Origin of the sequence: Streptomyces sp. NBC_01808, assembly GCF_035917395.1 — a bacterium.
Lineage (GTDB): Bacteria > Actinomycetota > Actinomycetes > Streptomycetales > Streptomycetaceae > Streptomyces.
Map to the genome: position 1 here is coordinate 5,431,492 of NZ_CP109072.1, position 13,774 is coordinate 5,445,265.

Genomic DNA, 13,774 nt, shown 5'->3' on the forward strand with positions numbered 1-13,774 from the left:
GGAAGCCGTTGACACCGGCAACTTAAGCGCCTTAGTGTCCGGTCAGCTCATTACCCATCACGATCCGGCCAGGGAAGCACACATGCACAACGCGCCGCGTACGACGCTCGACCGGCTGGAACGCGCCCTGCGTCAGCGCCTGGTACCCCGGGTCCACACGCGGTTGTCCGCCGTGAACGTCTCCGCCTGGCCCGTCGACGGCGACGGCGAGCCCGTGCCCGCCGCGCACGCGCTGGGCCTGGCGCCGTTGCCGGGCCGGTCCACCCCCGTCTACGAGCCGCTCGCAGCCGGCGACCCCTGGGGCCCGGCCTGGGGCACCACCTGGCTCCGCGTGGACGGCGCCGTGCCCGAGCAGGCCCGCCGCGACCCCCGGCGGATCACCGAACTCGTGCTCGAACTCGGCTGGGAGGACCACTCGGTGGGCGGCCAGGCCGAGGGCATGCTCCACCGGCCGGACGGCTCGGTCATCAAGGCGATTCACCCGCGCAGCGGGTGGCTCCGGCTGACGGGCCCGGGCGCCTCGCCCGAGGTGCTGCGCGCGGACGGGACGTTCACCGTCTTCGTCGAGGCCGCTGCCAACCCGCTGGTGCTCGGCCTGCCCCCGTTCGTCACCACGCCGCTCGGCGACAAGCTCACGGCCGGGTCCGCGCCGCTGTACCGCCTCGCCCGCGCCGAGGTGTGCGACTTCGACGCCGACCTGTGGGAGCTGGTGCGCGACCTGGAGGTCGCCGGCGGCCTCGCGGCCGAGGTGCCCGAGGACGAGCCCCGGCACTGGCGGCTGCTGCGAGCGGTCGACGCGGCGCTCGACGCCGCCGACGAGCAGGACCTCGCCGCCACCGTCCCCCGGGCGCGGGCGGCGCTCGCCCCCGAGCTGGCCAAGCCCGCCCACGCCAGCGCCCACCGGGTCACGGCCGTCGGCCACGCGCACATCGACGCCGCCTGGCTGTGGCCGCTGCGCGAGACCGTCCGGAAGGTCGCCAGGACCGTCGCCAACGTCCTGACGCTGATGGACTCGGACCCGGACTTCGTCTACGCGATGTCGTCGGCGCAGCAGTTCGCCTGGCTGGAGCAGTATTACCCGGAGCTGTTCGAGCGGGTCCGCGCCCGGGTCGCCGAGGGCCGGTTCGTGCCCGTCGGCGGCATGTGGGTGGAGTCCGACACGACGATGCCCGGCGGCGAGGCGATGGTCCGGCAGTTCACCTACGGCCGGCGGTACTTCACCGAGCGGTTCGGCGTGGAGCCGGAGGAGGTCTGGCTGCCGGACAGCTTCGGCTACTCCGGCGCGCTGCCGCAGCTCGCCCGGCTGGCCGGCTTCCGCTGGTTCCTCACCCAGAAGATCTCCTGGAACGACACCAACGCCTTCCCCCACCACACCTTCTGGTGGGAGGGCATCGACGGCAGCCGGGTCTTCACCCACTTCCCGCCCGCCGACACCTACGCGGCCGAGGTGACGGCCGCCGAGCTGCACCACGCCGTCGCCACCTTCCGCGACAAGGCCGCCTCCTCGCACTCGCTGGTGCCCTTCGGCTACGGCGACGGCGGCGGCGGCCCGACCCGCGAGATGCTGGCCCGCGCCGCCCGCTTCGCCGACCTGGAGGGCGCCCCCCGCGTCGCCGTACGCAGGCCGGCCGCCTTCTTCGCCGACGCTGCCGCCGAGGTGGAGGACGAGTACGGCGACGGCGCGGCGGTGTGGGTCGGCGAGCTGTACCTGGAGCTGCACCGCGGCACGTTCACCTCCCAGCACGCCATGAAGGCCGGCAACCGCCGCTGCGAAGCCCTGCTGCGCACCGCCGAGTACCTGGCCGCCAGCGCCACGGTGCGCACCGGCGCGGAGTACCCGGCCGCCGAGCTGGACGCGATCTGGCAGACGGTGCTGCTCCACCAGTTCCACGACATCCTGCCCGGCTCGTCCATCTCCTGGGTGCACCGCGAGGCCCGCGCCACCTACGAGGACCTGACCGGGCGGCTCACCGCCCTGATCGACCGCTCCTGCAAGCAGTTGGCCGGATCCGGCACCGCCGCCACGGACCACACCGCCGGGATCCTCTCCCCTCTGCCCTGGGCCGGCCGCGGCGCGTGGGAGACGGCGCCGGCTGCCTCTGCCTCCGGCCCCGCCGCCGCGGCGGTACGGCTGACCCCGCTGGACGACGGGGCACACGAACTCGACAACGGCCTGCTCCGCGCCGTCGTGGACGCGGCCGGCCACGTCGTCTCGCTGCGCGATGCGGCCACCGGCCGCGAGCTGGTGCCCGAGGGGCAGCCGCTCGGCGTACTGCAGTTGCACCGCGACGAGCCGGTCCGCTGGGACGCCTGGGACATCGACCGTGACGCGGCCCGCATGCGCACCGATCTGACCGAGCCCGTCTCCGTGACGGCCCGTACCCGGGAGGACGGCACGGCGGAGGTGGCCGTGGAGCACACCGCGGGCCTGCCCGGCGGCTCCCGCCTCACCCTGAGCATGAGCCTGGCGCCGGGCGAGCGGCAGCTCGCCATGGAGCTGGACGCCGACTGGCGCGAGCGCGAGCGGCTGCTGAAGGTCGCGCTGCCGCTGGCCGTGCACACCACCACCGCCCGCCACGAGACGCAGTTCGGCTTCGTCGAGCGCACCATCCACGCCAACACCAGCTGGGACGCCGCCCACTACGAGGACTGCGCCCACCGCTACGTGCACGTCGCCGAGCCCGGCTTCGGCGTCGGCGTCGTCAACGACTCCGTCTACGGCTGCGACGTCACCCGCCTCGGCGGCCCCGGCGGCGGCGCCGTCGTACGGCTGTCGCTGCTGCGCGCGCCCACCTTCCCCGACCCCGAGACCGACCTCGGCGTCCACCGGATGCGCTGGGCCGTCGTCCCGGGCGAGGACCACGCCGCGACCGTGGCCGCCGCCCACGCCCTGGGCGCACCCGTCGTCGTGGACCTGCCCGCCGTCGATCCGCTGCTGCGGCTGACGCAGGCCACGGGACTGCCCGTGCTGGACACCGTCAAGCTCGCCGACGACGGCAGCGGCGACCTCGTCGCCCGCGTCTACGAGGCCCAGGGCGGCCGGGCCACGGCCACCCTCCGGTGGGCGGACGTGCTCGGCGCCGACGCCGCCGTACGCGAGACCGACCTCCTCGAACGCGACCTCACCGCCGACAGCGGCATCCGGCGCGCGCTGCATGACGGCAACCGACTCTCCCTCGACCCCTTCCAGGTCGTCACGCTCCGGCTGACGCCCTCCGCCGACCGCAAAGGAGCACCTCGATGAGCCGAACCAAGCGCCGGGCGTCCGTGAGCGTCGCCGCCGGCGCGGCCCTGACCCTCGCCCTGACGGGCTGTGGCGTGGGAGGCGGCGGGAGTTCCGACTCCGGCGGCTCCGACGCCGACGGGGAGATAGCCGGCAAGATCACGTTCCAGACATGGAACCTCAAGGGCGGCTACGAGAAATACTTCGACGGTGTCGTCGACGCCTTCGAGAAGAAGTACCCCGGCACCACGGTGAAGTGGGTGGACCAGCCGGCCGAGGGATACCAGGACAAGCTCTCCGCCGACGCCGCCGCCGGGAACCTGCCCGACGTCGTCGACATGGGCCCCGAGGCGGCCTACACGCTGGCGGGCGCCGGAATGCTCCTCAACGTCGCCGAGGCCGATCCCGAGGCCGAGAGGGGCTATCTGCCGACCGCGTGGGACGCCATGACGTTCGACGGCATCGACGGCGGCACCTACGGCTACCCCTGGTACCTCAACACGGGCCCGTCGTTCTTCAACACCGACCTGTTCGAGCAGTGCGGTCTCGACCCGAAGAACCTCCCCGAGACCTACGACGAGCTCTTCGACCAGGCCGCCGTCATGTCCGAGAACTGCGGCGACGAGGGCATCTCCATGATCGGGCGGATGCCCACCATCGAGACGTTCGGGATGTACGGCGCCGAGCTGATGAACGAGGACGGCACCGAGTTCACGTTCAACGACGCCAAGGGAGTCGAGCTGGTCGAGCGCTACCAGGCGCTGTACAAGGACAGCGGCCTCACGGAAGAGTCCCTCAACGCGCTGCAGACCGGCGAACTCGACTCGTTCAAATCCGGTGAACTCGGCTGGCTCCCCGGCAGCTCCTACACGCTGAGCGACCTCAAGAAGACCGCGCCGGACGTCGCCAAGACGGTCGAGATGGGTCCGCTCATCGCCAACACCGCGCCGAACATGTACCTCGAATCCCTCGTGGTGAACTCCAAGTCGGAGAACACCGCGACCGCCAAGGCGTTCGCCCAGTTCGTCACCAACCCCGGGAACCAGATGGCCTTCGCCAAGGAGGCGTCGGTCTTCCCGTCCACCGCGGGCACACTCGACAACCCGTACTTCACCAAGGACGACGGCACCGACGAGGTCCGGCTCCGGGCCGAAGCAGCCGAGCAGGTCGGAGAGGCCGTCGTGTGGTGGCCGCCGGCCTTCTCGGGAGGCCCCGACGTGGAGAACCTGCGGGAGCAGATCGCGGGCGCGCTGCTCGGCAAGAAGACCGCGAAGGAAGCCCTCGACGACGCCGTCGACTACTCCAACGACCGGCTCGCGAAGCAGTGACCGATACGGCCACCGCCCCCGGGCGGGGGGTGCGCCGGGCGGGCCGCGGACACCCCGCCCGGCGCGTGCACTGGGCACAGGGTCGTTGGTACGTACCGTGGCTCTTCCTGGGCGTCGCGCTCCTCGTCATATCGACGTTCGTCCTCTTCCCCTTCTTCAACACGCTGCTGCTCTCCTTCACCGACGCCACCCTGCTGCGCGGCGGCGGGTTCATCGGAGTGGAGAACTTCCGGGAACTCCTGGGGGACTCGCGCTTCAGGACGGCGCTGCTCAACTCCACGCTCTACGTCATCTGCGTCGTACCGGTCATGGTCGTCCTGCCGCTGATCCTCGCGGCGCTGGTGGCCGGCAAGGGCCGTCTCCTGGGGTTCTTCCGGACCAGCTACTACCTGCCCGTGATCATGTCCCCGGTCATCGTGGGCCTGGTGTGGACGAACCTGCTGGACCGGCGGGGTCTGGTCAACGCGGTGCTCGGATGGGTGTCGGCCGTCGGTGAGCCCGTCCCGTTCCTCACCGACCGCTGGCTCCTGCTCTTCAGCGCCATGTTCGTCACGATCTGGATGGGCATGGGCTACTACATGGTCATCTACCTGGCGGCGCTGGCCAGCATCGACCCGTCGCTGTACGACTCCGCCGCCGTCGACGGAGCAGGCCCGGTGCGGAAGTTCCTGCACGTGACCATGCCCGGGGTCCGCAACACGATGGGCCTCATCGGGCTGTTCTCCTCGATCGCGGCCTTCCGTGTCTTCGGCGAGGTCTACGTGCTGACCGACGGCACCGGCGGCACCGGCGGCGACAACCTCACGATGACGATGCTGATCCAGCGGGAAGGCACGGGCCTCCAGGCGCGGACGGGTTACGCCGGGGCGATCAGCCTCGTCATGTTCGCGATCATGGCCGTCCTCCTCGTGCTGCAGCTCGTGGCGCAGAACCGGCAGAGGAGGAACCGATGAGCCGGCGGCGCGGGCGAATCGCCACGGGATCGGTCGCACGGTACGCGGTCCTCGTCCTCATGCTCGTCCTGCTCGCGGGACCGCTGCTGTGGCAGCTCTCGCTGTCGCTGAAGGGCCCGGACGACGACCTCTACGCGCAGCCACCGCAGTTGCTGCCGTCCGATCCGACGCTCGAGAACTACACCGGGGTCCTCGACCGGGTTCCCGTGCTGCGGTTCGTGCTGAACTCCGGGTTGGTCGCCCTGCTCGTCGTAGGCGGGAACGTCCTGTTCGCCACGGCCGCCGGGTTCGCGCTCGCCCGGCTGCGCTTCCGCTTCCGCGGCCTGGTGACGGCGTTCTTCGTGGCGGCGCTGCTCGTGCCGGTCGAGGCGGTCATCATCGCCCAGTTCCTGCTCGTCAGGTCCGCGGGCCTGACCGACAGCCTGCTCGGCGTGGCGCTCCCGACGCTCGTGGCACCGCTGAACGTGCTGCTGATGCGGAACGCCTTCGCAGGCATCCCCGACGAGCTCGAAGAGGCCGCCGTGCTCGACGGCGCCGGAATCTGGCAGCGCTTCCTGCGGGTCTGCGTGCCGCAGGTCAAGGGCGTGATGGCGGTCGTCGCGATCTTCGCGTTCGTCGGCTCGTGGAACGACTTCCTCTGGCCGCTCATCGTGCTCTCCGACGAGCAGAACTACACCCTCACCGTCGGGCTGAACATGCTCAAGGGCACGTTCTACGACGACCCACGACTCATCGCGGCCGGCACGATCGTCGCGCTCGTACCCATCATCGTGTTCTTCGCCGCCCTGCAGAGATTCTTCATGCGCGGTCTCGAACAAGGAGGCATCAAGGGATGACCGCGCTGCGCTTCGGCGTGAACTACACGCCGCGCAAGGACTGGTTCTACTCCTGGCTGGAGCCGGACTGGGACGAGTTCCGCCGGGACCTGGACGACATCGCCTCGCTGGGGCTCGACCACGTCCGGATCTTCCCCTTCTGGCCGGTCCTCCAGCCCAACCGCACGCTCATCCGGCCGCGGGCGCTCGCGGACGTGCGCGAGCTGCTCCGGCTCGCCGGCGAGGCAGGTCTCGATGCGTCGGTCGATGTCATCCAGGGACACATGTCGAGCTACGACTTCGTGCCCGCATGGCTGACCTCCTGGCACGCGACGAACATGTTCACCGATGCCGGAGCCCTGCAGGCACAGGCCGGCCTGGCCCGTGCGCTGCACGGCGCCCTCGCCGACCTCCCGAACTACCTCGGCCTCACCCTGGGCAACGAGGTGAACCAGTTCTCCGGGGATCCGCACCCCGCCCCGATGCGCGCGTCGTCCGAGCAGGCGGAGAACTGGATCAGGACGCTGCTGGACGCCGTACCGGCGGACGGCCGGGCCCTGCGCCTGCACGCCGAGTACGACGCCGTCTGGTACCTCGACGGCCATCCGTTCCTGCCCACGCACGCGGCGCGGCTCGGCGACCTCACCGCGATCCACTCGTGGATCTTCAACGGCACCGCACAGCGCTACGGCGGCATGTCGGCGCAGAGCGTGCGGCACGGCGAGTACCTCGTCGAACTCGCCCGCGCATTCGCCACCGACGCCGACCGGCCGGTGTGGCTGCAGGAGATCGGCGCGCCCCTCAACTGCCTCGACGCGTCCGAAGCGCCGGCGTTCTGCGAGCAGGCCGTCCGCCATGCCGCGGACAGCCCGGCTCTGTGGGGGGTGACGTGGTGGTGCTCCCACGACGTCGACCGCAAGCTCGCGGACTTCCCTGAACTCGAGTACTCGCTCGGCCTCTTCGACGCCGACGGGAACGTCAAGCCCGTCGGCCGCGCGTTCGCCGGCGTCGCGGAGGAACTGCGCCGCGCCGCCGTGCCCGCCCCGCGGCGGGAAGCCGTCGTCGTCGAGGTCGACGACGCCGACGTCCCGGTCCACCGCGCCGACCTCGCGCCGGGGGGCGCGGTCTTCACCGCCTGGATGGACCTGGCGCATCAGGGCCGCAGGCCGGCCGTCGCCACCTCGAAGACCGCGGCCTCGGCCGACGACCGGGCGGCACGCGGGGTCACCGCCGTGCACGTGCCCGACGCCACCGGGACCAGCTTCTACTCCGCGGTCAGCGACAGCGCGGCTCTCGCGCCGGAGGCGACGTGACCGGGAAGTGGACACCGGGCGCCGGGGAGGCCGAGGCCGGCGCCGGGGGCGCGCCGCGCGTCGAGGCCCTCCTGGCGGCCATGACCGTCGAGGAGAAGGCCGGCCAGGTCAACCAGCGCCTCTACGGCTGGCGCACCGTCGAACGGGACCGGCGCGGCAGTTTCCGGCTGACCGGCTACGCCCGCGAGGAGATCGAACGGTGGGGCGGGCTCGGCGCCCTGTACGGCCTCTTCCGGGCCGACGCCTGGTCCGGCAGGTCGTGGGTGAACGGCATCCGGCCCGAGGAGCGGGCCGAGGCCGCCGCGGTCGTCCAGGACGCCGTTCTCGGGGCGGGGCGGCACGGCATCGGGACGCTGCTGGTGGAGGAGGCGCCGCACGGGCACCAGGCCCTCGGCGGCACCCTCCTGCCGGTCAACCTCGCCGCCGCCGCCACGTGGCGGCCCGAGTCCCTGGCCGGGGCCGCCCGCGGCGTCGGCGCCGAACTGGAGGCGAGCGGCGTCCACGTCGCGCTCGTCTCGGCCCTCGACGTGCTGCGCGACCCCCGGTGGGGACGCGGCGAGGAGTGCTACGGCGAGGACCCGCTGCTGGCCGCCGAGCTGACCCGCGCCGTCGTCGAGGGCATGCAGGGCGAGGCGCGCTCCCGCGTGGGTGCCGGCGGGGTCGCCGTCGTCCTCAAGCACCTGGCCGCCCAGGGCGAGGCCGTCGGCGGACGCAACGGCCAGTCCGCGCACCTCGGCCCGCACGACCTCGCCGAGATCCACCTCCCGCCCGTCGAGTCCGGCCTGCGCGCCGGGGCGCTCGGCTTCATGGCCGCGTACAACGACATCGACGGCGTCCCCTGCTGCGCCAACCACGACCTCCTCACCACCTACCTGCGCGGCCGGCACGGCTTCGACGGCATCGTGATGGCGGACGGGCTCGCCGTGGACCGGCTCGCCGGGATGACCGGAGACCTGCCGAGCGCCGCCCGGGCCGCCCTGCTGGCAGGGGTGGACATCTCCCTGTGGGACGAGTCGTTCGCCGGCCTCGCCGCCCTGGCCGCTGACGACGAGCAAGTGGCCGCCGCTCTCGACACCGCCTGCCGCCGGGTGCTGACGCTGAAGGACCGGTTCGGGCTCCTGGACAACGCCGGTCGTCCCGTCCACCCGGACACCGCCCGGTCGGTCGTCCGCCTCACGGAGGCCCAGGAGGCGACGCGCGCCGCCTCGCGGCGGCTCGCCGCCGAGTCGCTCGTCCTGCTGAAGAACGCCCGCGCCGGCGACGGCACCGCCGCGCTGCCGCTCGGCCCCGCCCCCGGCCGGCTGCGCCGGGTCGCCGTCGTCGGCCCGTACGCCGACGACGTCCCCGCGCTGCTCGGCGACTACGTACCGCCGCTGCCGGCCGGGTCGGGCCGCAGCGTCGCCGAGGCGCTGCGCGCCGCGCTGCCCGGCACCGAGGTCACCGTCGGCGAGACCTTCGACGACGTGGGGGCGGCGGCCTTCGCCGGCGCCGACGCCGTCGTCGCGGTGATCGGCGGCACCAGCCACCGCTCCTACGACGACGCCTTCGCGGACAACGGCGCCATCGCCGGACGGGCCGGCGAGGCCACCGGCGGCGAGGGGGTGGACCTCGCCGACATCTCGCTGCCGGCCGGGCAGGACGACCTCCTGCGGGCGGTCCGGGGCGCGACGGACGCGCCCGTGACCGCCGTCGTCGTCTCCGGCCGGCCACATGTCCTGACCGGCGCCTTCGAGCACTGCGACGCGGTGCTGTGGGCCGGGTATCCGGGCCCGTACGGTGGCGAGGCCGCCGCCGACGCGCTCCTGGGCGAGGCGGAGCCCACCGGGCGGCTGCCGATGACGCTGCCGCGGCACCCCGCGGCCGTCCCGGTGCGGTACAACGACCGGCAGAGCTCGGTGGACTGCTACCGCGACGTCCCGGAGCCGGTCCTGCTGCCGTTCGGATTCGGCCTGAGCTATCGCGACGTGGCCGTCGTCGACCTGGACGTGGCGGTCCGGCCGGACGCCGCTGTGGTAACCGTGACCGCCGCGAACCGATCCGACGAGCCGGGCAGCACGGTGATCCCCGTCTTCGCCCGCCGCACGGGCGGGAGGCGCACGCCCCGGGTCCGTGAACTGCTCGCCTTCGGGCGGCTCGCCATCGAACCCGGCGCGACGGCCGAGATCACCTGGACGCTCCCGGCCGACCGGGTCTTCGCCGATCCGGGCGCGCCGACGGCCGTGACCGAGCTGCACGTGGAGGGCCTGACCCGCACGATCCGGCCGGACCGGAGGGGGGGTCTGGGGGCGTAGCCCCCAGGAACCTTTCGCTGCCGCACCGCGCCGGAGGCGCTTGGCGGCTGACCTGGGCAGGACAGCTACTCACAAGGGAGTCAAGCATGGCCAGACCCGCACCCGGACGGCGGTCGCTGCTCGCCGCCGTCACCGTCACCGCCGCGCTCGCCGCGACGGTCATCGGCGCGCCCCCGGCAACGGCGTCCGACACCCTCCCGTGGGAGGGGGAGAGCGCCAAGGGAGCGAACCAGCCGTATCAGCACGGCTACTCGGCGACCACCCTCCTCGACTGGGACCCGCGCACGGACACCGACGCCGACAGGCTGCGGGCACGGATACCCCTGCAGCAGCGTGCCGACGCCGACCCGGCCACGCAGCGCGACCCCGCACTGCCCGCCGAGACCCAGATGCTCACCCTGGCCGGCGACTACGGCAACGCGTTCTTCGAATCGCACCCGTACACCAACGAGTTCAGCCAGTACCTCTTCAACTACTGGCAGTACACCGACGCGTACGCCTCCTGGCACGGCATGCCCACCGAGGGCGTGCCCGAGGGGTACTACGACCCCGCCGCCGAGTGGACCCAGCGCTGGTTCGAGTTCGGCGCGATCAACCTGCCCAACCCCGGTTACACCAACGCCGCCCACAAGAACGGTGCCCGGTCGCTGGGCACCGTCTTCTTCTCGGACAACGACCGCGGCCCGCAGTCCTACAGCGAGCTGCTCGTGCGCGACGAGAACGGCGGCTTCCCCGCCGCGCGCAAGCTCGCCGAGGTCGCCGGCTACTTCGGCTTCGACGGTTACTTCATCAACCAGGAGCAGAGCCGCGTCGCCGCCGAGGACGTGGACGACTACATGGACTTCCTCGCCGCACTGCGCGCCGAGGGCCTGTACGTGCAGTGGTACGACTCGGTCGACGCCGGGACCGGCGAGAAGCTCTACGAGAACGAGTTCACCGAGCGGAACGCCCCGTTCGTCCAGAACGACGACCGCGGCCCGCTGGCCGACTCGATCTTCCTCAACTACTGGTGGGATCACGAGAAGCTCACGGACTCCGCCGACTATGCCGAGTCCGTCGGCGTGAACCCGCGCGAGCAGGTCTTCGCCGGGGTCGAGGCCGGCATGTACCAATTCGACCAGCCGTACGACCTGCGGGACAACCTCGGCGAGGACGGCACACCGATGAACGCCATCGCCACCCTCGGAGCGGACTTCGTCCACTCGGACTACGAGTACAAGACCGACGACGACAAGCAGGCGGCGGTCTTCGACCGCGAGCGGCGGTGGTGGACCGGCACGGCGACCGGGACCGGCTCGGCAGCCGAGGGCGAGTGGCCGGGCATCTCCTCCTACATCGCCGAGCGCACCGCCGTCACCGGGTCCACGTTCGCCACCACCTTCAACACCGGACACGGCCTCGGCTACTGGCGCGACGGGGTGCCGGCCGGCGAGCGGGAGTGGGGCAACATCGGGATCCAGGACACGCCGGTGACCTGGCAGTGGTGGTTCCAGGGGGACGGTGCGGACGGCCTGAAGGCCGACTACGACTACGGCCCGGACTACACCGCGGCAGACCGTTTCGACTACCGGCCGATCGGCGCCTTCGAGGGCGGTTCCTCGCTGGTGGTCAGCGGCGAGCTGGCAGGTGACGCGGTGCTGCGCCTGTACAAGACGGACCTGCGGGTGGTGGACGGATCCCAGGTCGAGCTGACCTACGCGGGAGCGAGCGCGGACGACGCCGAGATGAGCCTCGCGCTCGCGTTCGAGTCGGACGAGGACAAGACCGTCCGCGTGCCGATCGAGGAGTCCGGGAACTCCGGAGCCGCCGCCGGCGGCTGGCGCACCGCGACCGTCGACCTCTCCGCGTACGCCGGCGAGACGGTCTCCACGCTCGGGCTCGGCCTCACCCCCGGGGCCGGGCCGATCGACGACTTCCAGGTCAACCTCGGCGCCCTCACGCTCACGGACGGCGCCGACCACACCCCGGACGCGCCCACCGGCTTCCACATCGACCAGGCCCTGAGGGCCACCGACGAGCTGTACCTGGGGTGGGACCTCGACGACTACGAGGACGTCGTCCGCTACGACGTCTACGCCGACGGCGAGTACCTCGGCGGCGTCTACGACGACAACCTCTATGCCAAGCACTTCACCGGCGCCAAGGGAACGCTCCGGTTGGTGGCCGTCGGGAAGGACGGCAGCAAGAGTGAGCCGGCGACCATCCCGTACGACTTCACCCGCGGCCCGGGTGATGTCACCGCCCGGGCCTCCGAGGCCGGCACGGTGACCGTGGCCTGGGACGAGCCCGTCTCCTCGGGCGGCGTGGTCACCCTGGCCGCGGAGGGCGGAGACCGGTCGGGCTACCACCGGCGCATCGTCCTCGACCCGGGCGGCGGCGAGACCTCGGCCACCTTCCGCGGCACTCCGGCCGACGGCGGAGCCTTCGTCGCCACGGTGGACCCCGCCGGTGCCGGCAGCACCGTCGCGGCCACAGGAAGCTTCGCCGACACCGAGATCGAGCCGTACCCGAAGTCCGCCGTCGAGCTGTCCGGAACCTCATTCCGGCTCACCCAGCCCACCCTGGCCGACTGGCACACCCTCACGGTGTACGAGAACGGCGAGCCGATCCCGTTCGACACCACGTACAGCCAGGGCGAGCGCGATCGGATGATCCGCGGCCGCACCACCCTGGACGCGCTGTCGGTCACGCTGTCCAGCGCCAGCAGCAAGGTGACCGCCGAGATCGAGGACTACGCCGGGAACCGGGCCGAGACCACCCTGCGGGAAGGCGGCGCCGACTGACAGTGAGCGACCAGACTGGGGTCACCTTGCCGGCTCGCATCCAGAGTATGTGCGTGGACACCACGAACGTGGCCCCCGACTGGTATCGAATGAGAGTTCGACTTGTTTCGCGCTCGTCGGCCGGGGGATCCAGCGAGAAGCCGCCGTTTCCCGCGGCTGGATCCTCGCTGGATCCGTCCAGCCCTCCGGCGTTTCCGCAGGGCAAACCTGTGTACCCGGTGTTCCGCTTCAACGTGTAGGCCACGCAATACCGTGGCTCTGGCGAATTAGCAAACCACCAGGTCGGACAGGGTCGACCCGAATTCGGGTCAACCCCGATCGCGTGTGCGTGGCTGGATTTTGGCTGGATGACCTGACGTCCCGTCGAGGGCGGTCGCCAGGTGGCGCAGCCGGGCCTGATAGCCGGAGGGGAGCAGCCGGTCCGTACCGATGAGAGGACTGAGCCTGGCCGCTGCGGCGAGCCGGTCGGCGTGGTCGAGGACGTCGAGGGCGCGGTCGCGTGCCTCCCGGCGCTGCGGGCCGCTGCCTTCGGCCTGGGCGATCCAGCGCGTGAGCACCCCCGTGGCGGGGTCCGCGAAGGGCCGCAGCGCCTCGAAGGAGGAGAGCGCCGAGCCGAAGAGGGTGCCCAGGGCGAATCCGGCGGCCTCCGTCGCCGGTGCGGACAGCGCGGCCGAAGCGAGAGCTCCCGGGTGCAGCGCGTCAGCGCCGCCCGCCGGCGGCGAGAGCCAGCAGCGTGGGCACGACCGGCCCTACGGACTGCTCCAGCCATTCGGCGAGTCCGGCGCGCTCGGCGTCCGGCAGCTCCGCGTAGCGCGCCGGGCCCGTCGGGGTGCGGGACCAGGCGAACAGGGTGTCGGCGTCGAGGTCGAGAGTCTCGGAGGTGGTGTCGCCGAGGCCGAGACGGGCGGCGAGCAGTGCCCGCACTGCCCGGTCGCGGGTGAGGACGGCACCCACCCGGGGCCAGCCTTCGACCGGCTCGGCCTCCAGCAGCGCGTCGAGGAGCCAGCGGATTCTGGCCGCATTCACCCCCGCCTGGATCTTGTATTCTGGTCGGTGCTGTCGGCGAGG

At 72.2% G+C, this 13,774-nt stretch carries 9 protein-coding genes; 7 read left to right on the plus strand and 2 right to left on the minus strand.

Features of this window, described 5'->3' with window-relative positions; translation table 11 throughout:
- Positions 1-82 precede the first annotated feature (82 nt).
- From OG946_RS24200 to OG946_RS24230, 7 genes are all read left to right on the plus strand, one after another.
- A complete protein-coding gene (locus OG946_RS24200; protein WP_326798111.1) occupies positions 83-3,244 on the plus strand; it encodes an alpha-mannosidase in 3,162 nt (1,053 codons plus the stop codon).
- Positions 3,241-4,551, plus strand: a complete 1,311-nt coding sequence (locus OG946_RS24205; RefSeq protein WP_326798112.1) for an ABC transporter substrate-binding protein — start codon at positions 3,241-3,243, stop codon at positions 4,549-4,551. The genes OG946_RS24200 and OG946_RS24205 overlap by 4 nt, the downstream gene beginning before the upstream one ends.
- 65 nt (positions 4,552-4,616) lie before the next feature.
- Positions 4,617-5,504, plus strand: a complete 888-nt coding sequence (locus OG946_RS24210) for a carbohydrate ABC transporter permease (protein ID WP_326798113.1) — start codon at positions 4,617-4,619, stop codon at positions 5,502-5,504.
- Positions 5,501-6,340 (plus strand): carbohydrate ABC transporter permease, encoded by an 840-nt coding sequence (locus OG946_RS24215; protein ID WP_326798114.1) that lies wholly within the window; start codon positions 5,501-5,503, stop codon positions 6,338-6,340. The genes OG946_RS24210 and OG946_RS24215 overlap by 4 nt, the downstream gene beginning before the upstream one ends.
- Complete coding sequence (locus OG946_RS24220) at positions 6,337-7,632, plus strand: glycoside hydrolase 5 family protein (protein WP_326798115.1); 1,296 nt, start codon at positions 6,337-6,339, stop codon at positions 7,630-7,632. Before OG946_RS24215 ends, OG946_RS24220 begins: the two co-directional genes overlap by 4 nt.
- Positions 7,629-9,923, plus strand: a complete 2,295-nt coding sequence (locus OG946_RS24225; protein ID WP_326798116.1) for a glycoside hydrolase family 3 protein — start codon at positions 7,629-7,631, stop codon at positions 9,921-9,923. Before OG946_RS24220 ends, OG946_RS24225 begins: the two co-directional genes overlap by 4 nt.
- An 86-nt stretch (positions 9,924-10,009) precedes the next feature.
- A complete protein-coding gene (locus tag OG946_RS24230) occupies positions 10,010-12,706 on the plus strand; it encodes an endo-beta-N-acetylglucosaminidase (protein WP_326798117.1) in 2,697 nt (898 codons plus the stop codon).
- Positions 12,707-13,014: 308 nt separating this feature from the next.
- Here the strand turns inward: OG946_RS24230 and OG946_RS24235 are convergent, their stop codons facing one another.
- Complete coding sequence (locus OG946_RS24235) at positions 13,015-13,263, minus strand: hypothetical protein (protein ID WP_326798118.1); 249 nt, start codon at positions 13,261-13,263, stop codon at positions 13,015-13,017.
- Between the two features lie 142 nt (positions 13,264-13,405).
- Complete coding sequence (locus OG946_RS24240; protein WP_326798119.1) at positions 13,406-13,732, minus strand: hypothetical protein; 327 nt, start codon at positions 13,730-13,732, stop codon at positions 13,406-13,408.
- Positions 13,733-13,774: the final 42 nt, after the last annotated feature.

What these genes read in the sequence shown, in the direction of transcription:
- OG946_RS24220 (WP_326798115.1), top strand. Translation starts at nt 6,337, where the DNA reads ATGACCGCGCTGCGCTTCGGCGTGAACTACACGCCGCGCAAGGACTGG.
- OG946_RS24205 (WP_326798112.1), top strand. Translation starts at nt 3,241, where the DNA reads ATGAGCCGAACCAAGCGCCGGGCGTCCGTGAGCGTCGCCGCCGGCGCG.
- OG946_RS24230 (WP_326798117.1), top strand. Translation starts at nt 10,010, where the DNA reads ATGGCCAGACCCGCACCCGGACGGCGGTCGCTGCTCGCCGCCGTCACC.
- OG946_RS24215 (WP_326798114.1), top strand. Translation starts at nt 5,501, where the DNA reads ATGAGCCGGCGGCGCGGGCGAATCGCCACGGGATCGGTCGCACGGTAC.
- OG946_RS24200 (WP_326798111.1), top strand. Translation starts at nt 83, where the DNA reads ATGCACAACGCGCCGCGTACGACGCTCGACCGGCTGGAACGCGCCCTG.